Annotated in this window: 23 protein-coding genes; 8 read left to right on the top strand and 15 right to left on the bottom strand. The window is 64.8% G+C overall.

Annotated features, from left to right (window positions below; translation table 11 throughout):
• Positions 1-111: 111 nt before the first annotated feature.
• Genes BFD71_RS27370 through BFD71_RS27355 form a run of 4 tightly spaced genes read right to left on the bottom strand, consistent with a single transcriptional unit; the run spans position 112 to position 3,469 of the window.
• Complete coding sequence (locus BFD71_RS27370; protein ID WP_069267455.1) at positions 112-891, bottom strand: phosphocholine cytidylyltransferase family protein; 780 nt, start codon at positions 889-891, stop codon at positions 112-114.
• Positions 892-918: 27 nt separating this feature from the next.
• Entirely contained in the window at positions 919-1,929 is a 1,011-nt protein-coding gene (locus BFD71_RS27365) for a flippase-like domain-containing protein (RefSeq protein ID WP_069267454.1), read from the bottom strand.
• The gene (locus BFD71_RS27360) at positions 1,926-2,771 is read right to left on the bottom strand and encodes a 2OG-Fe(II) oxygenase (protein WP_069267487.1); all 846 of its coding nucleotides are present in this window, start codon (positions 2,769-2,771) and stop codon (positions 1,926-1,928) included. The genes BFD71_RS27365 and BFD71_RS27360 overlap by 4 nt, the downstream gene beginning before the upstream one ends.
• Positions 2,768-3,469 (bottom strand): CDP-alcohol phosphatidyltransferase family protein, encoded by a 702-nt coding sequence (locus BFD71_RS27355; protein WP_069267453.1) that lies wholly within the window; start codon positions 3,467-3,469, stop codon positions 2,768-2,770. The genes BFD71_RS27360 and BFD71_RS27355 overlap by 4 nt, the downstream gene beginning before the upstream one ends.
• Before the next feature lie 212 nt (positions 3,470-3,681).
• On the opposite strand from BFD71_RS27355, the gene BFD71_RS27350 reads away from it, so the two are divergent.
• On the top strand, positions 3,682-4,116 hold the full coding sequence (locus BFD71_RS27350) for a hypothetical protein (RefSeq protein WP_069267452.1): 435 nt from the start codon (positions 3,682-3,684) through the stop codon (positions 4,114-4,116).
• 18 nt (positions 4,117-4,134) lie between these two features.
• On the opposite strand, the gene BFD71_RS27345 is transcribed toward BFD71_RS27350, so the two are convergent.
• Positions 4,135-4,656, bottom strand: coding sequence for a hypothetical protein (locus BFD71_RS27345; RefSeq protein WP_069267451.1), 522 nt, complete (start codon positions 4,654-4,656; stop codon positions 4,135-4,137).
• Positions 4,657-5,328: 672 nt separating this feature from the next.
• Between BFD71_RS27345 and BFD71_RS27340 the strand changes: the two genes are divergently transcribed.
• The 3 genes from BFD71_RS27340 (at position 5,329) to BFD71_RS27330 (ending at position 7,681) form a co-directional block, all read left to right on the top strand.
• Positions 5,329-6,492 (top strand): porin, encoded by a 1,164-nt coding sequence (locus BFD71_RS27340; RefSeq protein ID WP_069267450.1) that lies wholly within the window; start codon positions 5,329-5,331, stop codon positions 6,490-6,492.
• Positions 6,493-6,788: 296 nt separating this feature from the next.
• A complete protein-coding gene (locus tag BFD71_RS27335) occupies positions 6,789-7,043 on the top strand; it encodes a sugar ABC transporter ATPase (RefSeq protein ID WP_256094947.1) in 255 nt (84 codons plus the stop codon).
• Between the two features lie 131 nt (positions 7,044-7,174).
• Positions 7,175-7,681: a metal-dependent hydrolase gene (locus BFD71_RS27330; protein ID WP_069267448.1), complete on the top strand. Its 507-nt coding sequence runs from the start codon at positions 7,175-7,177 to the stop codon at positions 7,679-7,681.
• A 199-nt stretch (positions 7,682-7,880) separates the two neighbouring features.
• Here the strand turns inward: BFD71_RS27330 and BFD71_RS27325 are convergent, their stop codons facing one another.
• A complete protein-coding gene (locus BFD71_RS27325; protein ID WP_069267447.1) occupies positions 7,881-8,084 on the bottom strand; it encodes a DUF6900 domain-containing protein in 204 nt (67 codons plus the stop codon).
• A 350-nt stretch (positions 8,085-8,434) separates the two neighbouring features.
• Here BFD71_RS27325 and BFD71_RS27320 point away from each other — a divergent pair, with 350 nt between their 5' ends.
• The gene (locus tag BFD71_RS27320) at positions 8,435-9,097 is read left to right on the top strand and encodes a helix-turn-helix domain-containing protein (protein ID WP_069267446.1); all 663 of its coding nucleotides are present in this window, start codon (positions 8,435-8,437) and stop codon (positions 9,095-9,097) included.
• 40 nt (positions 9,098-9,137) lie between these two features.
• Here the strand turns inward: BFD71_RS27320 and pcaQ are convergent, their stop codons facing one another.
• The gene (gene pcaQ / locus BFD71_RS27315; protein WP_069267445.1) at positions 9,138-10,154 is read right to left on the bottom strand and encodes a pca operon transcription factor PcaQ; all 1,017 of its coding nucleotides are present in this window, start codon (positions 10,152-10,154) and stop codon (positions 9,138-9,140) included.
• Positions 10,155-10,294: 140 nt separating this feature from the next.
• Here pcaQ and pcaH point away from each other — a divergent pair, with 140 nt between their 5' ends.
• Both pcaH and pcaG read left to right on the top strand, forming a co-directional pair.
• Positions 10,295-10,999, top strand: a complete 705-nt coding sequence (pcaH, locus tag BFD71_RS27310; protein ID WP_069267444.1) for a protocatechuate 3,4-dioxygenase subunit beta — start codon at positions 10,295-10,297, stop codon at positions 10,997-10,999.
• A gap of 3 nt (positions 11,000-11,002) precedes the next feature.
• Entirely contained in the window at positions 11,003-11,590 is a 588-nt protein-coding gene (gene pcaG, locus BFD71_RS27305; protein WP_069267443.1) for a protocatechuate 3,4-dioxygenase subunit alpha, read from the top strand.
• A gap of 169 nt (positions 11,591-11,759) precedes the next feature.
• Here the strand turns inward: pcaG and BFD71_RS27300 are convergent, their stop codons facing one another.
• The 3 genes from BFD71_RS27300 to uvrA all read right to left on the bottom strand — a co-directional run bounded on the left by BFD71_RS27300 (position 11,760) and on the right by uvrA (position 19,089).
• Positions 11,760-12,338 (bottom strand): NnrU family protein, encoded by a 579-nt coding sequence (locus BFD71_RS27300; RefSeq protein ID WP_069267442.1) that lies wholly within the window; start codon positions 12,336-12,338, stop codon positions 11,760-11,762.
• Between the two features lie 317 nt (positions 12,339-12,655).
• Positions 12,656-12,886 (bottom strand): H-NS histone family protein, encoded by a 231-nt coding sequence (locus BFD71_RS27295; protein WP_069267441.1) that lies wholly within the window; start codon positions 12,884-12,886, stop codon positions 12,656-12,658.
• A gap of 305 nt (positions 12,887-13,191) precedes the next feature.
• Positions 13,192-19,089 carry an excinuclease ABC subunit UvrA gene (gene uvrA, locus BFD71_RS27290; RefSeq protein ID WP_069267440.1) on the bottom strand — a complete coding sequence of 1,966 codons (5,898 nt, stop codon included), beginning with the start codon at positions 19,087-19,089 and terminating at the stop codon, positions 13,192-13,194.
• A 182-nt stretch (positions 19,090-19,271) separates the two neighbouring features.
• On the opposite strand from uvrA, the gene BFD71_RS27285 reads away from it, so the two are divergent.
• The gene (locus BFD71_RS27285; protein WP_069267439.1) at positions 19,272-19,571 is read left to right on the top strand and encodes a hypothetical protein; all 300 of its coding nucleotides are present in this window, start codon (positions 19,272-19,274) and stop codon (positions 19,569-19,571) included.
• 11 nt (positions 19,572-19,582) lie between these two features.
• On the opposite strand, the gene BFD71_RS27280 is transcribed toward BFD71_RS27285, so the two are convergent.
• The 5 genes from BFD71_RS27280 to BFD71_RS27260 all read right to left on the bottom strand — a co-directional run bounded on the left by BFD71_RS27280 (position 19,583) and on the right by BFD71_RS27260 (position 22,437).
• Complete coding sequence (locus BFD71_RS27280; protein ID WP_069267438.1) at positions 19,583-20,413, bottom strand: patatin-like phospholipase family protein; 831 nt, start codon at positions 20,411-20,413, stop codon at positions 19,583-19,585.
• Positions 20,410-20,946, bottom strand: coding sequence for a hypothetical protein (locus BFD71_RS27275; RefSeq protein WP_069267437.1), 537 nt, complete (start codon positions 20,944-20,946; stop codon positions 20,410-20,412). The genes BFD71_RS27280 and BFD71_RS27275 overlap by 4 nt, the downstream gene beginning before the upstream one ends.
• Before the next feature lie 65 nt (positions 20,947-21,011).
• Positions 21,012-21,329: a hypothetical protein gene (locus BFD71_RS41610; RefSeq protein WP_069267436.1), complete on the bottom strand. Its 318-nt coding sequence runs from the start codon at positions 21,327-21,329 to the stop codon at positions 21,012-21,014.
• A 48-nt stretch (positions 21,330-21,377) separates the two neighbouring features.
• The gene (locus tag BFD71_RS27265) at positions 21,378-21,833 is read right to left on the bottom strand and encodes a glycoside hydrolase family 73 protein (RefSeq protein WP_069267435.1); all 456 of its coding nucleotides are present in this window, start codon (positions 21,831-21,833) and stop codon (positions 21,378-21,380) included.
• A 106-nt stretch (positions 21,834-21,939) separates the two neighbouring features.
• Positions 21,940-22,437: a hypothetical protein gene (locus tag BFD71_RS27260; RefSeq protein ID WP_141710815.1), complete on the bottom strand. Its 498-nt coding sequence runs from the start codon at positions 22,435-22,437 to the stop codon at positions 21,940-21,942.
• Positions 22,438-22,454: the final 17 nt, after the last annotated feature.

Below are 22,454 nucleotides of genomic sequence, written 5' to 3'. Positions count from 1 at the left end.
AACGCGCGCGCAAATAATAAAAGCCGCGAAGCCCGCCTCCGCCTTCATGCGGAGACAGACCTCGCGGCCTGATTCGAGCAATCTGCGTGAGGCAATCCACGCAGATGCGCTTTAGATAGCGGCCTGCTTCACGCGGCTCACCACGGGACGCAGTTGCGGCAGCACCTGCTGCGCGGCGCGCGTGACGTCGTTGGGGAAGTCGATCTCGATCCACGGCGCGCCGGTGACGTCCGCGGTTTCGAACTCGCTGCCGCGTTCGAGCAGCAGGTCGCGCAGCGCTTCTTCGTGCGGCAGGTTCGCGCGGCCCGTATCGACATAGCCTTCGACGATCTGCGCAAAGCGGCGCGCCGTCGCTTCGTTCAGGCGGAAGAATCCCACCGACTCGCCGATCGTGTCGTATTTCAGACCGACCGCCAGCTGCTTGCGCAGTTCGACGGGCACACCGTCGCGCAGACACAGCTTCACGGGCTCGTCGCCGGCTTCGAAGTCGCGGTCGATCAAGAGACGGTTGGCAGGCGCCTCGCCCGCCACGAGCGGTGCGAACACGCGCTCGTCGTAGAGCACGTCGGCGTCCATGAGCAGCACATCGCCGCCGCGCGTAAGCGCCTCTGCCGTGCGATGTACCGTGAGCACGCTGCCCAGGTCGAAGCGCGGATTCATCACGACCTCGACCTTGTGCGGCCAGCCGATGCGCTTGAGTTCGGCCTCGACCAGCTCAGGCTGGAAACCGAGCGCGAGCACGACCTCCGTGACACCCGCCTCTTCCAGGAATTGCAGATGGCGTTCGAGCAGCGTCACGCCCTCGAACTGCAGCAGACATTTCGGAAACTGTTCTCCAGCGGGTTGCTGAAGGCGCAGGCCGAGGCCTGCCGCGAGAATGATGGCGCGCATGCGCAAACGTTCCTTGGAAGAAAAAGGTCAATCGGCGACTTCGACAGCGGGGACGCGCAAGGCGCGTCGGCGTTGCCAGCTACGTTCGCTGAAATGCAGATACAGAAGGCCCGGCAAGCCGAGCAGGATTTCTCGCGCGCGCTTGGCAAGCGAGAGCGCGAGCGCCGCCTCGGGCGGCAGGCCGACGAGCGGCGCGAGCAGCAGATAACCGCCCTCTTGCACGCCCAGCGAGCCAGGAATGGCGAAGGCCGCACCGCGAATCGCCTGGCCGATGCTCTCGAGCAGCAGCGCATCGATCCAGCCTGTGGGGTGGCCGAGAAAGCGCAGCGCGAGCCACACTTCCACCGTGCCCACGAGCCAGCCCGCGAGGCTCAGCGCGAAGCTGGCCGCCACGCGGCCGCGCCGGGCATAAAGCGACTTCACGGCTTCGTCGATCGCGTCGGCGCGCGTGGCAAGCGCCGACCAGTCGCGCTTGCCGAACACTTTCGATGCCAGACGCAGCAGGCGGCCGAACAGACCGCGACGCTGCGCGACATAAAACAGCGCGATCAGGCCGCCGAGCACGGCGGTCGCGATCAGCGCGGCGACGCCGAGGTCGCGCGGCGCGCCATTCGCGGCGTAGGCCGAAAAAAGCACGATGCCGAATACGGCGAAGACGATCTGCGCGACGGCTTGCAGCGTCGTGCTCACGGTGATGGCCGCAGCCGCATTGCGCATCGACATGCCGCGTTGACCGAGCTGGCGCACCATCGCCACGGGGCCGCCGATCTGGCCCGCGGGCAACAGGCTGTTAACCGATTCGCCGGTCCACCGCGCGAGCAATGCATCGCGCTGATCGACACGCTCGTCCCGGCCGAAGAGCACGGCGATCGCACCCGCGTCGAGTGCGAGCGGCACGACGTGGAACGCCGCGACGAGGACGAGGCCCCAGCCCGCGGCCGCAAGTGCGCCCGTGACCGAGCCGAGCCCCTGCCAGGCGAGCAGCGCAATGAAGAGCGCCGTGCCGATCGACAACAGCAGGATGGCAGCACGGCTCACGCCTTGCCTCCGAATGCCTTGCGGAACACCTGGCGGAAACCGAAGTACGCAATCGCGTCCTTCATGTTCGAAATGAAACGCCGCCACGGGCGCATATTCGGGTTCGTCACGTATTCGAGCGTGAGCGAAACGCGCACTTCGCCTTCGAGACTCGGCGTGACGCGATGGCGAAGCTTGTCGCCGTCGAACACGATGAGCGCGCCCGGCGGGTATTGCACCGAACCCGGCTCATCCGCCTTGTTCGGGTCTTTCGTGTGCAGTTCGTAGTCGAGCTTGCACGACGACTCGTCGATTACCCCGAGCAGCACCGTATAGCGGCGGCCGTCGTAGTAGGACGTGTCGTAATGCCAGCCGATGTGATCGCCGGCGCGCGTGTAGTAATAGAGAGCGTAAGCGTGCGGGTCGTCTTCGGGCGAAAGCTGCAGGCGGTCGCCCGTGATCTTTTCGAGCCACGCGATGAGCTGCGGCGAGCGGTAAAGCTCGGCGATGTACGGCGCGAGGCGGTCGATGGTGTGACGGCTCACGCTGCCGCCCGCCTTGTGGCCCGGCAGATAGTTGCGGTTGACTTCGGGAAGCAGCGCGTTGGCCGCGTCGATCAACTGTTGCGTGGCGTCGGCGGGCAGAAAATCGGCGAGATACAGGAACGAGCCCTGGCTCTGATAGTCGTCGCGCAGGCGCGCGGTGTTCAGCGGTTGCAGCGCGCGGCCGATCGCGCCGTCCGGCTCGCCAGCCGCCGCGCGTGAGGCGCGGGCTAGCGCGGGGGCGCGGGCTGGCGCGGGGGCGCGGGCTGGCGCGGGGGCGCGCGGCGCTACGACCTGTTCTTGTTCTGCTTGCAGGCTCATCTGCTGCTCCACACCTGGCGGGTTTCCTTGGCGGGGCGCAGGCGGCGCGTCACGCGCACATAGTCGAGCACCACCCAGATGGCGAACAACGGCGCCCCGATCGAAGCCGCGATAATGAACGGCGACACGACGCCCGTCAGCGTGGCAAGGGGTAGCAGATACAGCACGTCTTCGGTCTCGAAGCCGCCGGCGAACGCCTGTTGGGTGCCCGCCTTGCCGGCCATTTCCTCGATGCGCATGCGCAGGAAAAAGATCACGGCGACCGCGACGCCCGCGATGCCGCCCAGCACGGCCGGCGGCACATGCCATTCGGCGCCGGTGTGGGCGGCCACGACGCCGAGGCCGTAGCCCATGCCGAGGAACAGCAGGACGGTGACGAGCGCGTCCGCCGCGAGATCGTAGAAATGCCCGATGCGGCTGGTTTTACCGCTGATACGCGCCAGTTCGCCGTCGGTATGATCGACAAAATTCGACAGCACGATCAGAAACGCGCCAATATTGACGTGCAGAAAGTCTCCGCGCGCCAGAAAAAAGCCGCCGGCAACGCCAATCAGGAGTCGCAGCGTGGTCAAATGATTCGGGGTAACGCGCGTGGGTACAAGCGGAGTGACAAGCCAGCGCGCCGCGCGAGCGTCCCACGTGCGCGGCGGCGGCACCGCTTTCGGAGCCATTTTTACAGGTTTATCTTTTTCGGTCATAACCGCGCAATATATACGCCTTCCAGAAATCTTGCAGGTATTCCGACGATCGTCCCACTTTTTGCTTGTGGTTCTGTAAGGAAAAGCGCTAGATCGGCTCCCGCGGCGGCGCAAGCGAAGTTGCCCGAACACGCGTAGAGTGCAACCCTTCGCGCCAGCCCGGACGTTTTGCGTCCAACGGCTCCGGCGCACGCACTTTCGCCATTCACGTAATGAAACGCTTTACCTTTGCCGCCCTTTTTCTCGCTGTCCTGACGCTTCTCGCCGGCAACGCCCGCGCCGCCGCCATCGACGATTCGCTGACCTGCAGCGAGTCCGCACACGACTTCATCTCCGGGCTGATCACGCAAAACCTGATCGATCCGAAGCCCATGAAGGTCGAAAGCAATTCGATCAACGCATTCTGGCCCGCGCGCGGCCAGCACATGACCGCCTATGGATTCAGCGTGTTCGCCATCGTGGGTTTCCAGAAGGACGACCCGCTCTTCAAGACCGGCGACGGCACACCCATCGCCCCTTCCGCCTACGGCGCCGTCGTGGTCGGCACCCAGACGAGGGTGCAGGCGGCCCTCACGGCGGCAGGCAATAACGCCATCGTCCACCATGCCGGACCGCTGTTAACAGCGATCTTCTGCAAGCAGGAGTAAGCGGGCAGGCTTTGAGCGTTATTCGATACGCCCGAAACCGCCTTCGGCCCAGGCCTCGGCGCGGGCTTTCGTGAGCTTGAAGTTCGGCGCGACGCGCGCCTGAGCGAGTTGCTCGCCGAACGCGTCGATCGCGCTGATGAGCCCGTAGGGCTCGTACTCGTCGGGAACGATGTCGAGCGTCACGTCCACATCGCCTTCGGCGGTCTGCACGCTCACGCGCTTGTGCAGCAGTGCGCGCAATTGCTGCTCGTGCCGGCGCAGCACCTCCGAAGCGGTCTTCACGAGCGTGTTGAACGCCGACGTGTCGAGCGGCTTGGGATTCTTCTTGTCACGGCCCATGGTCCACGGGCCGACGAGTGCAGGCTCAGGCTCGCCGTCCTTGATCATTTCGACGGCCCAGCCGTCGTCGTCCTCATTCTTGATCACGCGCGCGGTCCAGCCGTCCTTGCGCCACAGGCGCGCCTCCTGGATCACCTCGGCTTCAGCGGCGAGGTCATCGGCGGGGAAATCGGAATCGGTTGCGGGTGAGGAATCGGTCATGGCGGGGTTTTCATCGGGTTCTGCGGGGGACTTGCCCGTCGCGGGGCAAGGGCAAGATTCTACCCGGATCGCGTCGCGCGTCGGGCGCCGCGTCTTTCTATCCAGCCGGTTCGGATTATCGCGCCACCAAAGCAGAATATCGACTGGTGATTTTAATCATTGCGTTTTCCGCAACGCATCATTCCGCCTTGCGCATTAATTTAAAATAATTTCCTGCGGGCAAAAAAAACGCGGCCCGAGAGCCGCGTAAAAACAGATGAAAAAAGACCACCCTTGGTCGAGGGCTGAAGCCATTGTACCGCCGCGCAATGCGTGGGTTCAGCCCATGATCTGGAACAGTACCTTTCACCAAACGACAAGAATCGCGCTTGAAAAAGCGTTGAATTCGCGTTAGGCCAGCTCCTGCGCGGGTTTGTCGCATCGTCGCGGATGCACAACGGATTATCCAGCTCGACCATTTTGTCGCACCCGATAATCCAATAGAAAAAGTCTTTATATGCAATCACTTACGGCGATTAATGCCGATCGCGAAATGAGATGAATGCATTGTTGCGTCGATTTGCGTAAATACGCCGAATACCGGGCTTACACTTCGTTGCGAATCACCCGGGCACGAAATCGATTTTCAGAATATTCGGCCTGAGATTCCCCAAGTTCTGACCGGAGAAAAACATGAAAAAAGCACTCATTGCTGCAGGCGTCCTCAGTGCATTTGCCATCAGCGCCCATGCGCAAAGCAGCGTCACCCTTTACGGCTCGCTCGACGCCGGCATCGTCTACGCGAACAACGTCGGCGGCCACAGCCTGTGGGCTCAGGGCAGCGGCGCTCTCTCGAACAACTACTTCGGCTTTCGCGGCGCCGAAGACCTGGGCGGCGGCCTGAAGGCGATCTTCACCCTCGAAAGCGGCTTCAACCTCAACAACGGCGGCTACAAGAACGGCGACAGCGGCTTTAACCGCCAGGCCTACGTCGGCTTGAAGAGCGACAAGTTCGGCACGCTCACGCTCGGGCGGCAGTACGACTCGATGGTCGACTACCTCTCGCCGCTCTCGGAAGCCGGCGCGGGCTACGGCAACAATCTCGCGGGCCACCCGTTCGACAACGACAACCTCGCCCAAAGCTATTCGATCAAGAACTCGGTCAAGTACGCCAGCGCAAACTACGCGGGCCTCCAGTTCGGCGGCCTGTACGGCTTCAGCAACGACGCGAACGGCTTCGCGAATGGCCGCGCGTGGAGCGTGGGCGCATCGTACGGCAACGGCCCGCTGAACTTCGCGGCCGCCTACTCGCAACAAAACAACTCCGGCGGCCTCGGCGCCGCGAACAGCGCGGCCTCGGCCGACCAGAACATCTCGGCGCGGCTGCAGCGCTCGTTTGGCGCGGGCGTGAACTACACCTACGGCCCGGCACAAGTTGGCTTCGTGTGGACACACTCGCAGATCGACGGCATGCAGAGTCTCTCGAGTGGCGGCAGCGCGCCGCTGCCGGGCCTCTCAGGCCTCAACCTGCACGTCGACAACTATGAAATCAACGGCGCCTACCATCTGACGCCCGCCCTCGCGTTCGTCGGCTCCTACACGTTCACCGACGGCACGGTCACCGGCAACGGCAGCAACAACAGCCCGAAGTGGCACACCGTGGTGCTCGGCACCGACTACTCGTTGAGCAAGCGCACGGACGTCTACCTCGCTGGCGTCTACCAGCACGCTTCGGGCTCGCTCGGCTATAACGCCGACGGCTCGGGCATCGCAAACGTCGCTGCGATCAATACGCTCTCGCCTTCTTCAACGAACAACCAGGTGGCCGCGACAGTCGGTCTGCGTCACCGCTTCTGATCGCTCGCGGTTGGGCAAACCCGGCGCGACCCGCCACGCTGCCTGTCCTTTGCGAAACGCACATGCGCCACAAGCGCATGTGCGTTTTTTCTTGTGAACTGTTGCATCTTTTTACGTCTGCGTAGGCCTTGATTCAGATCAGGGTGCGTATACTCATTGGCATAATCCGCTGCTTCGATATTGTCACGCCGCCTATGAAAACGCTCACGCAACGACTTCTCGCCGCGACTCCGCTCGCGCTCATCGCCGCTTGTGGATCGACACCGCCGTCCGGCACTGCTTCGAATGGCGAACCGATGATCTACGCTTCGTCGGCGCGTTCGGCGTCGTCGGTCGCGAGCTGCCTCGAAGACCGCTTGCCGCACGTGCACAGTTCGCGCGACGGCAATACGACGGAACTGAGCGTAGGCTCGCGCTCGGACGCGTCGTACTTCGTCACGCTCACGCCGAACGGCCACGGCTCGGTCATTCGCGTGACGCACGGCGCTTCCGCGTCGAACGATCCGCCTGAAGAAGAACTGCGCTTCGACGTGGCGCGCTGCACGACCTGACGCGCGAACGGCTGGCGCGGGCACCGCACGCGCCACACGACGTACCGCAAGTCGCCCGCATGTCACCCCTGTCATAACGGCGACACATCTGCGAAGATTGCGCCCCCTTCGACTTCGCAACACACCGCTTCATGGCATCAGGCACCGCACATCACGCCACGGGTTGGGCCGCCGGCGTCATCGCCGCCGCAATCGTCACGCATCAGGGCGCCGATAGCGCCTGGCATCTCTACGCCGCGCTCGCGTTCGCAGCGGGTGTCGCGGGCGGATCGGCGCCCGACTGGCTGGAGGTCGCCTGGTGGCGCAAGAAGCGGCGCCTCTGGATCACGCATCGCACGTTCACGCACTGGGGCATCGGCTGGATCGCGTTGCTCGTGTGGTCGTATCACAAACTCGGGCACGTGCCGCTCGCGGCGCCCGCGTTCGGCTTCGCTTGCGGAGGCGTGATCCACCTGTTCGCGGACTGGCCCAATCCGCTCGGTGTGCCGTGGATCTTTCAACGGCATTCGCTGAACTGGTGGCGCAGCGGACGCTGCGACCTGATCGTCGTCGCGGCGTCATGGGTGGCCGCGTGGTTTTTCGCCGTGCATGGCGTGCCGCACGATTGGTCGCTCGCGCCATTGCGTCGGCTCGTCTGATCGGTCAGGTTTCCCTGGCAACAGGTGCAGGCACCCTGGGGAGTCATGCAGCCGATGAAGCGTCGATTGACAATCGTCGGAACTGATCAGACGCCACATCGCCCATTCATCAGGCAACGTTTATTATCGTATTAACCAAAACCAAAATAAAAACGGCGCCCTTTAAAGGGCGCCGCTCCTAAATCGCGTCATGCGGTAATCAGGTGTTCTCTTCGCACTCCACGCGTCCCATGCGGTAGCCGACGATCAGCCCGGCGTCATAGGCCGACTCCAGCGCGCGGCCAATATCCTCCGCGCTCACGAGGTGCGCGTCGGCGGTCGGCTTCCCGGTCAGTTCGAAGTTCTCGATCCCGAGCGTTCTTCGCGAGATTGCCAGCAATAACTCCAGTCGTTCGTCATGCATTTTGCTCTCTCCACTTGATCCACATCATCTGATTACAATGATAAATATCAAAATCCGTGAGAGCCGCGGCGCATGGACGCATATTGAGGCGTCACTCTAATATCAAAACCAAGAAATCTTTAAAATTTGTTAAAACATCGGCGGATTAACTTTTAGATATCGTTAAGTCGAATCGTTTTAATTCGCAATTGAACAGGGCGTCAATCCACGATGGGGTTACCCCGCACTGCCGAGCCGACGGCGCGGCCCAGCCAGGCCAATCCAGGGTTTCGTGCGGGCAACCGTTTGATATGATCGGTAAGACATCGCGGGGCCCAACCAGGGCTTTTCGCAGCATTCGAACGTAGCCCATGGATTCCACGCTCACCCCATCCGCCAGCACGGCGACCACCGACCTCGGCCGCCGCGTGCGCGCCGCGCGCGTCGCCCAGGAGCTGACGCTCGATACGGCCAGCCGCCTGTGCGGCGTCTCGCGCTCGACCCTGTCGAAAGTCGAAAACGGGCTCATGTCGCCGACCTTCGACGTGCTGCAAAAGATCGTCGGCGGGCTCAGAATCGACCTGGCCGAGCTGTTCGGCACCCCGCCCAAGCTCAATGCCGGCGGCCGCCGCGCGCTCACGCGCAATGGCGCGGGTCAACGCCACGCCTATCGCGGCTATCAAATGGAGTTGCTCGCAACCGATCTCGCGCACAAGGCCATGCTGCCGTTTCGCATCCGCATCACCGCGCATTCGCTCGATGCGTTCGACGACTGGGGCCGCCACGAAGGCGAAGAGTTTCTCTACGTGGTCAGCGGCAGCGTGTGCCTGTATTCGGAGCTTTACGCGCCCACGTGTCTGGAAGCCGGCGACAGCCTCTACTTCGACAGCCGCACCGGCCACGCGGCCATTTCGACGAGCGAAGAAGACGCCGAAGTGCTGTGGATGGCAACGAGTGCGCGCCTGCCCGGCGTCGCACCGGAAGCGTCGGCAACCTCGAAGTCACGCACCAGGACGAAGCTCACGGCCAGCTAAATGTGGCGCGCGGCGTTGGGTCTGCTGGAGCCGTAAAGCCTCACCCCCCGGCGTCGGGCGAACGCTTGCCAGCGGAAGGGTTTGCGGTACGCGCACGCCGCGCCCGCGGAGCCGCTGAGCCATCCGGCCGCACATCGCGCTCGCGCGCCGCACGCCGCACCGCCTCGATCAGCGCGCGACCGGCAGGCGTGGGCTGGGTATCGGTACGCTGAATCACCCCCACCGGCTCCTCGCCGCCCGCAGAAGGCAACGGCAACCGCACCAGCGTCCCGCGCCGCAGGTCGTACTCGACGGCACCGGCGGGCACGAACCACACCGCGTCGTTCTCGAGCGCGAGCGCGCGCCCCACCGAAACCGATAGCAACTCGACGAACGCCGACAGCGGCGGCGCCCCCCAGGCGGCGAGCAGACTGTCCGCCGCCTGGCGGATCAACGTGCCGAACGGCGGCAGCACAAGCGGAAACGATGCGAGTTGCGCCGGCAGCCCCGCCCCCGGCGCGAGCGGATGTCCCGCGCGCACCACCACGGCGAGCGGCTCGTTGTACAACTGCTCGAAGCTCAGGCCCACCATGCGCTCGGGGTCGGCCAGACGGCCCACTGCAAAGCTGATTGCCCCTGTCTTCAACCGCTCGAGCAACTCCGTGTTGGCGCCCGTCACGAGCCGCACGCTCACCCGCGGCCATTCCTCGCCGAAGTGACGCAACGCGCCGGGCAGCAACGCCGTCGCCACCGTGGGCAGCACGCCGATATCAAGCGTCGCGGCCACCGCGCCTTCGTCGCGCGCGAGCAAGGCCACGCCCTGGCGCAGCGCGCTCACGCAGGCGCTCGCGTGCGGCATGAAAAGCTGCCCCTCGCGGGTGGGCACCGCACCGTGCCGACCGCGCTCGAACAGCTTCACGCCCAGCACGAGCTCCAGCTCGGCGATCGTCTTCGACACGGCGGGTTGCGTGACCGAAAGACTCTCGGCAGCCTGCTGCACGCTGCCCATCTGCGCCACGGCAAGAAAACACTGGAGATGGCGGAATTTGACGCGTCCGTCCGCGAGCCGGTTTTGCATAACGGTTCGTTATATGAAGTGCGAAAAAACATCATTTTGCATAACTTTTCGCTTTGGATAAAGTGGCTGCATCGGCTCGTAGCGACAAATCGCTGCAGGCAACGAGCCTTTCCCCAATAATCCACCCCAGGAGACACCCCATGGACGAGTCCATCCTGTCGCCGCGCGACTTCGACTCGCATCCCGCGTACGTTTATCCGCCGTACCGTTCGTCGGTCAAACGCGGCCCCACGCTCCCGCTCATCCCCCTGAAGGAAAAGCTGCGCAACCAGCACGCACCCGTGTACGGCACCGACGACCTCGGCGCGCTCGACCACGACCTCACGCGCAACGCGGCCAGGAATGGCGCGCCGCTCGGCGAGCGCATCATCGTGACGGGCCGCGTGCTCGACGAAGGCGGCAAGCCGGTGCGCAACACGCTCGTCGAAATCTGGCAGGCCAATGCCGCCGGCCGCTATGTCCACAAGCAGGACCAGCACGACGCGCCGCTCGATCCGAACTTCCTCGGCGCCGGCCGCGCGATCACCGATAACGACGGCCGCTATCGTTTCCTCACGATCAAGCCGGGCGCGTATCCCTGGGGCAATCACCCGAACGCGTGGCGTCCGAATCACATCCACTTCTCGCTGTTCGGCGACTACTTCGGCTCGCGTCTCGTCACGCAGATGTATTTCCCCGGCGACCCGCTGCTCGCGTTCGACCCGATCTATCAGGGCACGCCGGAAGACGCACGCGAGCGCATGATTTCGCGCTTCTCGCTCGACACCACCGAAGAAGGCTACGCACTCGGCTACGAATTCGACATCGTGCTGCGCGGCCCGAACCAAACCCCCACGGAGCGTTGAACCATGGCACTCAAGGAAACGCCTTCGCAAACGGTCGGCCCGTACTTTGCCTACGGCCTGTGTCCGCAGCAATACGACTTCGATTTGAAGAGCCTCTTCACGGCCAACGTGGTCGGGCCTGAAACGCCGGGCGAGCACATCACGCTGATCGGCCGCGTGATCGACGGCGACGGCAACGCCGTGTTCGACGCGATGCTCGAGTTTTCGCAGGTCGACGCAAACGGCCGCTATCCGGCTTCGCGCGAGGAAATCGCCAAAGACGGCTTCCGCGGTTTTGCACGCGTGGGCACGGGCACGGATGCGCAGCACCGTTTCATCGTGCACACCGTGAAGCCGGGCGTCGAGAACGCCGGCGAAGCGCCGCATCTGAATGTGATCGTGATGATGCGCGGGATGCTCACGCACACCTTTACGCGCATCTACTTCGAAGACGAAGCCGCCGCCAACGCCGCGGACCCGGTGCTCTCCGCCGTGCCCGCGGCGCGCCGCGACACGCTCATCGCGCGCCGTAGCGAGCAGGCCGGCAGCATCGTCTACACGTTCGACATCCGCATGCAGGGCGAACAGGAAACGGTGTTCTTCGATCTTTGATGCATCAACGGACACGCGAGACGAATCGCACGGACTTTCACGCGGCTTTCATGAACTGGCCCTATGATCGTGACACTGCGAACTGATCGCGGAACTCCGAGCTGTACCTTGTGAAGCCTGCCATGTGCAGGCTTCTTTTTTTGCAGTGCGCTCGCGGCCTGCCGCGCACTCAGCCGAGCGGCCGCACGCCGATCAGCACGCCATGCAGCCAGAAGGCGAACACGGCCCAGACCACGAGCCCGACCACGACGACGATCGCATCGCGCGACACCTCTCCCGGCGGATAGACCACCCCGGCTTCTCGGTCGCGCCGGTTCTCGCCTCGCAGCTCGAACAACGCCCAGACGAGGAAGACCCCGAAGAGGATGATGTCGTTGAGCGTGCCGTTGGCGAGCAGATGCGCGAACGCCCAAAGCGCGACGCCGCTCACGAACGGCTGGCCGAGCGCGCGCTTGAAGTGATTGCCCGGCACATAGGCCGCGACGATCAGAATGAAGGCAATGGCGGTGAGGAGTGCCGTGACATGCGCCATCCAGAACGGCGGCAGCCAGATCGGCACGGGGTAGCGGCGTGACAGACCGTAGCCATAGACGATCAGCACGAAGCCCAGAATGGAGAGCAACGCGAACGCGCCTCGCCAGGCACGCGGACCCAGGCGCTCGATCTGCGCGGCGCGCCAGGGCCCTGCCACGATGCGGATCGAATGGACACCAATGAAAATCACGAGGCCCAGCACGAGTATCGCCATGACTACCTCCCTGCCGTAGCAAGAACGCAATGGGCGAGATTGTCGCGCAGCTTGATCGCGCAGCCAACCGAAGTTTTCAAAAAAGCTGACTAATTACGCGCGCAAATGCCAGCAAAAAAGAATGCATAAATCATTGCGCGCCTAAACCGGCACGGCACATTAGGAGGCGCAATTAAATCCCGGCTCGCGCCGAAAGGCATTTTAAAACTATGCTGAATAATACTGGGCGCCGCACCGATGTGCGGCTTTGCGGCATGCGCCGCGAACGGTCTGGCGGTCGAAGGGCAACACCGGCGCGCACTCACGCACCGTCATGGCTAGCAGCGAAAATGCTCGATATCCTGTCCCGCGTGCTTATAGCGCAACAGCCAGGCCGGCATATCGCCCTCGCCATTCCACGTATTCCCGTATGCGTCGCGGTACTTGGGTAGTTTTTCGCTTTCAGCAATAGACGCTTCAAGCTCTTCGAACGTAATGCCGTACTCTTCCATGCGGCGTCGAATCCACACGATGAGCCGTTCGCGCGCCTCTCCATCGAGGTCGAACATCGATTAATTCCTCTCGCTTCGTCAAGGGCAAGGCACCGATACAACGATCGGCAAAGAATGGTCTTCCCTGAAAAGACAAAGGCTTCGCGCACGAACTGCGAAGCCTTGCTGCACTGATGAGGTAGCCTGGGTATGGAGCCCGCGACCGGTTCGGAGGGGATCTGTAGTCCGCTGCTCCGCTCTCAGGTGACGCCGCTACAGGTGAGCGAACGTTTGCTGCAAGCGGAACCGATGATACCTTGCGCGCGCGGCACAGATCAAGCGGTTTCAAGGCGGAGCGGGCCTCTGCGGCCCGCTCCATTCCTTTAGCCTGAAGCCGCCGCGCCCGTTGCGCGCCGCTCTGGTGCAGGCTTGCTTTCGGCGGCATTCACGTCAGCCTGGCCACGCGCCAGCACGGGCGCGAGTGCCGCACCGGTGTGGCTCGCCCGCACCTTCGCGAGCGCTTCGGGATCGGCCGCGGCGACGATCGTGCCACCGCCCACGCCGCCTTCGGGCCCGAGATCGATGATCCAGTCGGCTTCGGCGATCACGTCGAGGTCGTGCTCGATCACGACGACGCTATGTCCCGCGTCCGCAAGCCGGTGCAGCACGCTGATGAGGCGCGCCACGTCGGCCATGTGCAGGCCCACCGTGGGCTCGTCGAGCACGTAGAGCGTGTGCGGCGCCTTCTGGCCGCGGCGCGTGATGTCGTCGCGCACCTTCGAGAGTTCGGTCACGAGCTTGATGCGCTGCGCCTCGCCGCCCGAGAGCGTGGGCGAAGGCTGGCCGAGTGTGAGGTAGCCGAGACCCACGTCCTTCATGAGCTGCAGCGGGTGGGAAATACTCGTGATCGACCCGAAGAACTCCACCGCCTCGTCGATTTCCATCGTCAGCACTTCGCCGATGTTCCGGCCGCGCCACGTCACGGCCAGCGTTTCCGGATTGAAGCGCTGGCCGTGGCACACGTCGCACGGCACCTTCACGTCGGGCAGGAAGCTCATGCCGATGGTGCGCACGCCCTGGCCTTCGCACGCGGGACAGCGTCCGTCGCCGGTATTGAACGAGAAACGGGACGCGCTATAGCCGCGGGCGCGCGCCTCGAGCGTATCGGCGAAAAGGCGGCGGATCGCGTCCCACACGCCGATATAGGTCGCGGGGCACGAGCGCGGCGTTTTGCCGATCGGCGTCTGGTCGACTTCGAGCACGCGGTCGATGCTTTCCCATCCGCTGATTGAATCGCAGCCCTGCCACGTATGCGAAACCTCGAGCTTCGGCTTCGCGCTCGTGCGCGCGAGCACGCTCGACCGGCGCTCCGCCGCGCTCGGCGCTTTCTCCTTCACCGCCTTGCGCGCGCGGCGCTCGGCAGGCGAAGACAGCACCGAACGCCCCACGGCGTCGAGCAGATTGGAAAGCAGCACGTCGCGCGCGAGCGTGGACTTGCCGGAGCCGCTCACGCCGGTGATCGCCACGAGACGTCCGAGCGGAATCTGCGCGGTGACGTTGCGCAGATTATGCAGCTTGCCGCCATGCACGGTGAGCCATTGTCCCGGCACCGCCTCGCGTCCCGCGCGCGCCGGACGCACTTCGCGGCGCGGCTGCAGCGGGTGCTGGATCGGCTGTGCGAGATAGCGGCCCGTGAGCGAATCGGCCTGCGCCGCGAGATCGGCCACGCTGCCCTGCGCGACCACACGGCCGCCGCGCTTGCCCGCGCTCGGGCCAATGTCGATGATGTGATCGGCGCGCCGGATCGTGTCCTCGTCGTGTTCGACCACCACGAGCGTGTTGCCCTTCTCGCCGAGGCTGCGCAGCGCGTCGAGCAGGATCTGGTTGTCGCGCGGATGCAGGCCGATGGTCGGTTCGTCGAGCACGTAGCACACACCCTGCAAGTTACTGCCGAGTTGCGCAGCGAGACGAATGCGCTGTGCCTCGCCACCCGAAAGGCTCGGCGCGGCGCGATCGAGGCTCAGATAGCCGAGCCCCACTTCTTCCAGGAACTGCAGTCGGCTGCGGATTTCGCTCACCACGTCGCGCGCGATCTGCGCGTCGCGGCCATTGAGCTTCAGCGTATCGATCCAGCGGCGCGTATCCGCCACGGTCCACTGCGCGACATCGACGATGGGATGCGCGTCGAACGTCACAGCGCGCGCCACCGGATTCAGGCGCGTGCCGCCGCAATCGTGGCACGGCTCGTCGACCATGCCGTCGGGTTCCTGCTCTTCCGAAGGCAGGGTCTGCTCGCGGCCACGGCCGTCTTCGGCGACGATCGTGTCGTCGTAGGCGGCGCGCTGCTCGCGCGTGAGCGCGAGGCCCGTGCCCACGCAGGTCGTGCACCAGCCATGCTTGCTGTTGTACGAGAACATGCGCGGATCGAGTTCCGGATAGCTCGTGCCGCACACCGGGCAGGCGCGCCGCGTCGACAGCACCTTCACCTCGCCGATGCTCGCCGTCGAACCGCCATTGCCCAGCACGTGATGGAGGCCGTCGAGCGGCGCGAGCAGGTGCACGATGCCCTTGCCTGCTTCGAGCGTCGCGCCGAGCATCGCCCGCAACTGCGCCTCGTTTTCAGGCTCGATCACGAGGTCGCCCACGGGCAACTCGATCGTATGCTCGCGGAAGCGGTCGAGCTTGGGCCACGGCGCGACGGGCACGAACTCGCCATCCACGCGCAGATGCGTATTGCCGCGCGCCTTCGCCCACTTCGCGAGATCGGTGTAGACGCCCTTGCGATTGACGACGAGCGGTGCGAGCAAACCGACATGCTGGCCGCGATGCTCGCGCAGCAGTTGCGCGACGATCGCATCGACGCTCTGCGACGTGACGGGCGTGCCGTCATGCACGCAGTGCTGCACGCCGAGCTTCACGTAAAGCAGACGCAGGAAGTGCCACACCTCGGAGGTCGTGGCGACCGTGCTCTTGCGGCCGCCGCGCGAAAGGCGCTGCTCGATCGCGACGGTCGGCGGAATGCCGTACACGGCATCGACTTCGGGGCGGCCCGCCGGCTGCACGATCGAACGCGCATACGCGTTGAGCGATTCGAGGTAGCGCCGCTGGCCTTCGTGAAAGAGGATGTCGAACGCGAGCGTGGACTTGCCCGAGCCCGACACGCCCGTGATGACGTTGAAGCGGCCGTGCGGGATATCGACGTCGAGCGCCTTGAGGTTGTGCTCGCGCGCATTCACGATGCGCACCACGTCCTCGCCCTGCACCTCGCGGCGCGCCTGCGCGGCACGCAACGCGGTTTGCAGCGCCACGCCCTCTTCTTCCGCCAGCAGTTCGACACCGCTGCCAAGCGCGGCTTCGTAGCGCTCGAGCGCCGCGCCCGTATGCGAACGCGGACACGCGATCACATCCTCGGGCGTGCCGACGCACACCACTTCGCCGCCCGCGTCGCCGCCTTCGGGGCCGAGATCGATCAGCCAATCTGCGGCGCGGATCACGTCGAGGTTATGTTCGATCACGAGCAGCGAATGACCGCCCGCGAGCAGCTTGCCGAAGGCGCGCATCAGCTTGGCGATGTCGTCGAAATGCAGGCCCGTAGTCGGTTCGTCGAACATGAAGAGGCGCCCGCCCGCCTCCTTGCCGCGCGACTGCGCGGTTTCCGCGAGATACCCCGCGAGCTTCAGGCGCTGCGCCTCGCCGCCCGAGAGCGTCGGCACCGGCTGGCCGAGCTTCACGTATTCGAGACCGACGTCCACGATAGGCTGCAGCACGCGCAATACTTCGGCATCCTCAGCGAAGCATTGCACTGCTTCGCTGACCGTGAGGTCGAGCACGTCCGCCACCGAAAGCGTGCGGCCCGCGCGCTCGATCTTCACTTCGAGCACTTCCGCGCGATAGCGGCTGCCGTCGCAATCGGGGCAACGCAGATACACATCGCTCAGGAACTGCATTTCGATGTGCTCGAAACCCGAACCGCCGCAGGTCGGGCAGCGACCTTCGCCCGAGTTGAAGCTGAACATGCCCGCCGTGTACCCACGTTGCTTCGCGAGCGTCGCCTTGGCGAACAGCTTGCGGATCTCGTCGAAGGCGCCGACATAGCTGGCCGGATTCGAGCGCGCCGTCTTGCCGATCGGCGACTGATCGACGAACACGGCGTCGCTGATCTGCTCCGCGCCGCTCAGCTTGCGGAACGTGCCCGGCGCGTCCGTCGCCTTGCCCAGATGCCGCGCGAGCGCGGGATAGAGCACGTCCTGCACCAGCGTGGATTTGCCCGAGCCCGAGACGCCCGTCACGCACACGAGCCGCTGCAGCGGAATCTGCACGGTCACGTCGCGCAGGTTGTGTTCGCTCGCGCCTTCGAGCAGGAGGTTCGGCGTGGACGCATCAACCGGGCGTCGCTCCCAGTGCGAAGCGTCGGCAACGGCGCGGTGGCCGCCCAGGTACTCGCCCGTCAGGGTGCCCGAGGAGCGGATATCGTTCGGCGTGCCGTCGTAGACGATCGAGCCGCCGCGCTCGCCCGGGCCGGGGCCCATGTCGATGAGGCGGTCGGCCGCGAGCATCACGGACGGATCGTGCTCGACCACGACGAGCGTGTTGCCCGCGTCGCGCAGACGTTGCATCGCTTCGACGATGCGGTTGAGGTCGCGCGGATGCAGGCCAATACTCGGCTCATCGAGCACGAACAGCGTTTTCGTGAGCGACGTGCCGAGCGCCGTGGTCAGGTTGATACGCTGCACTTCTCCGCCCGAAAGCGTGCGGCTCTGGCGGTCGAGCGTCAGATAGCCGAGACCCACGTCGCAGAGATACTTCAGGCGCGTGCGCACTTCCTCGAGCAGCAGCTTCAGCGCGTCGTCGAGCAATGCTGAGGAAAGCGAAAGATTGTCGAAGAAGCGGCGGATGCGCTCGATCGGCAGCAGCATCACGTCGTGCACGGTGAGGCCCGGCAACGCTTCGAGCTGCGCGCGTGTCCAGTCCACGCCGTGCGGCAGGAAACGTCCCGACGGCGCGAGCACGTCGTCCGCGTTCTGCTGCGTGCCGAGGCGCCATTGCAGGGCCTCGGTTTTCAGGCGTGCGCCGCCGCAGGTTTCGCACGGCGTATAGCTGCGGTACTTCGACAGCAGCACGCGGATGTGCATCTTGTAGGCCTTCGACTCCAGATACTGGAAGAAGCGCTTCACGCCGTACCACTGCGTTTGCCAGCTGCCCTTCCAGTCCGGCGCGCCGTTGATCACCCAGTCGCGCTGCGCCTGCGTCAGCTCGGACCATGCCGTATCGCGCGGAATGCCGGCTTTCGCGGCATAGCGCATCAGGTCGTCCTGGCATTCCTTCCACGCCGGCGTTTGCAGCGGCTTGATCGCGCCGCCGCGCAGCGTCTTGCGCTCGTCGGGGATCACGAGGCCCCAATCCACGCCGATCACGCGGCCAAAACCGCGGCACGCGTCGCAGGCGCCGTAGGCCGAGTTGAACGAGAACAACGCGGGCTGCGGATCTGCGTAGCGTAAATCGCTGTCCGGGCAATGCAGCCCCGTCGAGAAGCGCCAGATCTGCGGCTCGGCCTGCGCATCGTCATCGCTGCTGGCCAGCACGTAGACGTTCACGCGCCCGCTGCCGCGCTTGAGCGAGGCTTCGATCGCCTCGATCGCGCGGCTCTTCTCCACGTTCTGCATGCGGAAACGGTCGGCGACCACGTCGAGCAGCTTGCGCGTGCCTTCGGCCGTCTTCACCTCGCGCTGCGCCTGCACGCGCGTATAGCCACTCGCGGAGAGCCACTGCGCGACTTCTTCCTCGGTGGTCGTATCGGGCAACTCGACCGGAAACGTGACCACAAGACGCGGGTCGCCCGCGGCCGTACGCGCCATCAGTTCGGCGTAAATCGTCTCAGGCGTGTCGTGCCGTACGGGCTGCGCCGTGACGCGGTCGAACAGATTCGCGGCGCGCGCGTACAGCAGCTTCAGGTGGTCATTGAGCTCCGTCATCGTGCCGACCGTCGAGCGCGAACTGCGCACGGGGTTGGTCTGGTCGATGGCGATGGCGGGCGGCACACCGTCCACGCGATCGACCTGCGGCCGGTCCATGCGGTCGAGGAACTGACGCGCGTAGGCGCTGAAGGTTTCGACGTAACGGCGCTGGCCTTCCGCGTAAAGCGTATCGAAGACGAGGCTCGACTTGCCCGAGCCCGAAGGCCCGGTGACGACCGTCATTTCGCCGGTGTGCAGGTCGAGGTCGAGGTTCTTGAGGTTGTGCTGGCGGGCACCACGGATTCGGATTAGCTTGTTGGAAGGCAATTTATTGAATTAAATCAATGTGTTAGAGCCGTTTTCCGGCATCATCGCCCGGACCTGAAATGCACATTCCTGAACTAAAGAAATCAAACACTTACAAGGTCGTTTTGGATCGGTGCGCCCTGGCTCGACAGGTTAGGGGCGATAGTAGCACACTGTATATCCGTACAGTTTTTGGAAATATCGTGCCGCACCGCCCTCCACTCACCGCCGCGCGCTTGGCGCAGATCTGGGACGAAAATCCGGATCCTGTCGTACTCGAGCTGCTGTGGGAGATCCACCGTCTGCGCGCGACGATCTCGCGCGCCAATCAGATTCGCAACTTCATTGGGGACCGCGGGCACGGCGCCGTGCCCTCATCGGTATGGGAATGCTTCGTTCGGGAACTTGATACAGAACCCTGCCTGACCGACAAACCGACGCCGCGGCAGGAAGCGGTCGTCGAAAGGATATTGACGCGGCCGTCGAAGATCGACGGCCGCTGACGTGGGAACGTCTATTGGAGGGTAGTGGGCGCCGGCGCCGCGATGAGCGCGAGCGCGGCCTTCGCTGCGTCATAGCCGTCATTGAATAGCCGCTGCCGGAGCTCAAGCGGCATCGTGCGATCGAGCGTCGACGCATAGCCAGTCTCAACGAATGCCATGTGCGCGCCGGCGGCCTGGGCGGCCGACACGTGCGTCGACTCGCAGGCCGAGAGCATCAGGTCGATCAGCCGCTCGGAGAACCCGAACGGCGAAAGCGACGTGTCCGGCTGCATCGGCAGGTCCTGACTCACGAGCTGCACGCCGAGCCGCGGCACGCCGTCAACCTTGAGGCGATCGACGGGGATGTTGTTCACCATCCCGCCGTCGGCGAGCAGCGCCGCCCCCAGTCGCACCGGCTCGAATGCGAAGGGAATCGACGTCGATGCGCGCACCGCCTGCGCTACCGCGACGCCCGGGGTCGTCGCGCGCGAGAACTCGAACGGCGCCTCGCTCGCCACGTCCGATGCCACGACCGTGAGATCCGTCGACAGCTGGCCGAACGTCAGGCCGTTGGTCTGCTCGGTCAGCCAGTCGAGCAGCCGCCGGCCATCACAGAAGCCGCGCAGGCGCACCGCCGACATCAGGCTGAAGGAGAGCATGTTCGACCAGTCGAACGTCAGGGCGAGCATCTTCATGTCCGACAGCTTCATGCGGCACGCAGCCATCGCTGCGACGATGCTGCCCCCCGACGTGCCCGCCAGCTCGACCGGCTCGAAGCCGGCGTCAGCGACGGCCTGCAGGGCGCCGACATGCGCCGGCACCTTGAAGCCCGAGCCGCTCAGCGCGAGGCGCAGAGGCCTCATTGCAAGGTCGCCGATGCCGCGGCCGGCGCAGACGCCGCGGTGGGTGCAGACGCAGCCGCGGAGGTCGCCGTCGTCGTGGCAGCCAGATTCGCTGCGGCCACGGCTGACTTGTACTGATTCAAGGCATTCTTGAGCGCGCCCTGGAACGCGCCGAGCGCAGCCTTGACGACGGCCTGATCGGTCGCATTGAGCGACGCGATGTTGCTCACGGCCGTCTGCGCCGCAGTCGTCGACGAGTCGATGATGCTGTCGATCGACGTCAGATTGATCGTGGAGTTGATCGCGCAGGCGAGCGTCAGGTCACCATTGAACGTCGCGAAGCCGGGCGACGCGTTGAGGAGGATCGCGAACGGCTGAATCGTCGGCTGGATCACGTTGCAAGCCGCCGTGACTGCAGACTGGAACTTCTCGGCCGCTTGTTGAGCGACCACGGCAGGATTCGTTGCGGTGGCGGACGTCGAACCGGTCACGGCGCAACCGGACATGACGAGCGCAGCGAGGCCTGCCGCGAATGCAGCAATCAGTTTCTTCATGGTGAGAACCTTCGGGAGTTGAGTGCGGCGATCGCCGCGAGAGTCCTGCTAGGGGGAAAGACTGGTCACTGCACCGCTGCCGGGGCGGCGGCGGTCGGCACGGGTGCGGGTTGCGCTACAGCGACAGGCGCCGGCGCAGCAGCCGCGGCGATCGGCAGTGCAGGCTCTGCAGGCGCAGCAGGCTCGGGGAGTTGTGCGACGCTGGCGCCCGGCTCGCTCGCGGCTGGGGCGCCGCTCGTCGCAGCGTGGAAAACGCCGAGACCTGTGAGCGCGGCAACGATCCCCATGACGAGCTCTTTCGGGTCAGCCTGATGTGTGAATACCAGCGCGCCCCAAAGGGCAAACAGCAGTGTGGCTGCGAACAGCTTGATCCATGCATTCATGGTTTCCTCTGGGCGAAAAAAAAGCCGCGTTAGCGGCAGTTGGAAAGGCTAAGTGTCGAGCTGGGTGAGCCCGTGTGCATTGATGATTGAGATGATCTTCGCGGCGTAGTGCGGATCCGTCGCATAGCCGGCCGCGGCGACGGCGCGCGCGAAGAGCGCCCCGGTCGAATACGCGAACGCCGGCGCGTAGCGAGGGTTGTCGATCAGGAACTGCGCGCGGTCCTGCAGGCTCGCGAGCCAGCTGTCGTACACGCGCCATTTGGCCTGCACGGTGACCGGCTTGTCGTCTACATATTCCGTGGTCGGCAGCGTCACGATCTGGCCAGTCCAGCTAGGATCTGCCTTCACACCGAAGAGGTTGAAGTACTTCGTCGCGAGCTGCGACGTCGCCCAGCCGGATTCGAGCGCCGCCTGCGCGACGGTGAAACTGGCCGGGATGTTGCTCGAGGCGGCGAGCTGCTGCGCCGGCGGCGCGATCGCCGCGATAAAGTCGTCGGGTGTCATATTGCCTCTGCGAAGGATTGACGCGCAGGCGCACGCCGCGCCAGAGCGCTGGCGCGCGCGAGGTGTCAGGGGGAAATGGGAACGGCGCTCGAGGAGCGCCAACAGCTCAGTGGTTGTTGCCTATCCAGGGCTTCGCGGGCAGTGGCGGCCGCACGGCCGTGTCCAGCTTTCGGCTGACAGCCTGGGCGGTACTGGCGGCCTCGTCGACCTTCGTCGCCGTCGCGCTGACCTTCTTTTCGACCTGCGCGCTCGTCTGCTGCGCGGCGGTTGCGGCCGCAGCTGCCTGCCGTGCCTGCTTCAACATGGCCGCAGTCGTCGCGTCGTTGATCCGCGCGCGATCGCCGAGGAAGCGGAGCGTGTAGGCCGCGAGCTCGCGCGTGTCCGCCATCTGATTGCGCAGATCGTCGAGCGCGGCCGCGTCGTGCTGATTCATGTTTGTGAGGTCGTCGATGCGGCCTTTGAACTCACGCACGCATGCCTCGCGCTCCTCGCTGCGCACCAGCGGCATGCGATCGACGAGCTGCATGCGCTCGCGCTGGTTGATCCAGTTCATCACGCCGGCGCCGGCGGCCATGGCCAGCAGAACCACCATCGCAAACAGCACGAAAATGTCGATGCGAT

Source organism: Paraburkholderia nodosa (assembly GCF_001718195.1).
In the GTDB taxonomy this organism is placed as follows: domain Bacteria; phylum Pseudomonadota; class Gammaproteobacteria; order Burkholderiales; family Burkholderiaceae; genus Paraburkholderia; species Paraburkholderia nodosa_A.
The sequence above is the reverse complement of the archived record's forward strand: the minus strand, read 5'-3'. Positions and strand labels throughout refer to the sequence as shown.

Coding starts and splice junctions, on each gene's coding strand:
- BFD71_RS27350 (WP_069267452.1), top strand. CDS start 3,682: ATGAAACGCTTTACCTTTGCCGCCCTTTTTCTCGCTGTCCTGACGCTT.
- BFD71_RS27300 (WP_069267442.1), bottom strand. CDS start 12,338: ATGGCGATACTCGTGCTGGGCCTCGTGATTTTCATTGGTGTCCATTCG.
- pcaH (WP_069267444.1), top strand. CDS start 10,295: ATGGACGAGTCCATCCTGTCGCCGCGCGACTTCGACTCGCATCCCGCG.
- BFD71_RS27355 (WP_069267453.1), bottom strand. CDS start 3,469: ATGACCGAAAAAGATAAACCTGTAAAAATGGCTCCGAAAGCGGTGCCG.
- BFD71_RS27345 (WP_069267451.1), bottom strand. CDS start 4,656: ATGACCGATTCCTCACCCGCAACCGATTCCGATTTCCCCGCCGATGAC.
- pcaG (WP_069267443.1), top strand. CDS start 11,003: ATGGCACTCAAGGAAACGCCTTCGCAAACGGTCGGCCCGTACTTTGCC.
- BFD71_RS27340 (WP_069267450.1), top strand. CDS start 5,329: ATGAAAAAAGCACTCATTGCTGCAGGCGTCCTCAGTGCATTTGCCATC.
- BFD71_RS27360 (WP_069267487.1), bottom strand. CDS start 2,771: ATGAGCCTGCAAGCAGAACAAGAACAGGTCGTAGCGCCGCGCGCCCCC.
- BFD71_RS27265 (WP_069267435.1), bottom strand. CDS start 21,833: ATGACACCCGACGACTTTATCGCGGCGATCGCGCCGCCGGCGCAGCAG.
- BFD71_RS27370 (WP_069267455.1), bottom strand. CDS start 891: ATGCGCGCCATCATTCTCGCGGCAGGCCTCGGCCTGCGCCTTCAGCAA.
- BFD71_RS27330 (WP_069267448.1), top strand. CDS start 7,175: ATGGCATCAGGCACCGCACATCACGCCACGGGTTGGGCCGCCGGCGTC.
- BFD71_RS41610 (WP_069267436.1), bottom strand. CDS start 21,329: ATGAATGCATGGATCAAGCTGTTCGCAGCCACACTGCTGTTTGCCCTT.
- BFD71_RS27320 (WP_069267446.1), top strand. CDS start 8,435: ATGGATTCCACGCTCACCCCATCCGCCAGCACGGCGACCACCGACCTC.
- BFD71_RS27325 (WP_069267447.1), bottom strand. CDS start 8,084: ATGCATGACGAACGACTGGAGTTATTGCTGGCAATCTCGCGAAGAACG.
- BFD71_RS27295 (WP_069267441.1), bottom strand. CDS start 12,886: ATGTTCGACCTCGATGGAGAGGCGCGCGAACGGCTCATCGTGTGGATT.
- BFD71_RS27335 (WP_256094947.1), top strand. CDS start 6,789: ATGATCTACGCTTCGTCGGCGCGTTCGGCGTCGTCGGTCGCGAGCTGC.
- BFD71_RS27280 (WP_069267438.1), bottom strand. CDS start 20,413: ATGAGGCCTCTGCGCCTCGCGCTGAGCGGCTCGGGCTTCAAGGTGCCG.
- BFD71_RS27275 (WP_069267437.1), bottom strand. CDS start 20,946: ATGAAGAAACTGATTGCTGCATTCGCGGCAGGCCTCGCTGCGCTCGTC.
- pcaQ (WP_069267445.1), bottom strand. CDS start 10,154: ATGCAAAACCGGCTCGCGGACGGACGCGTCAAATTCCGCCATCTCCAG.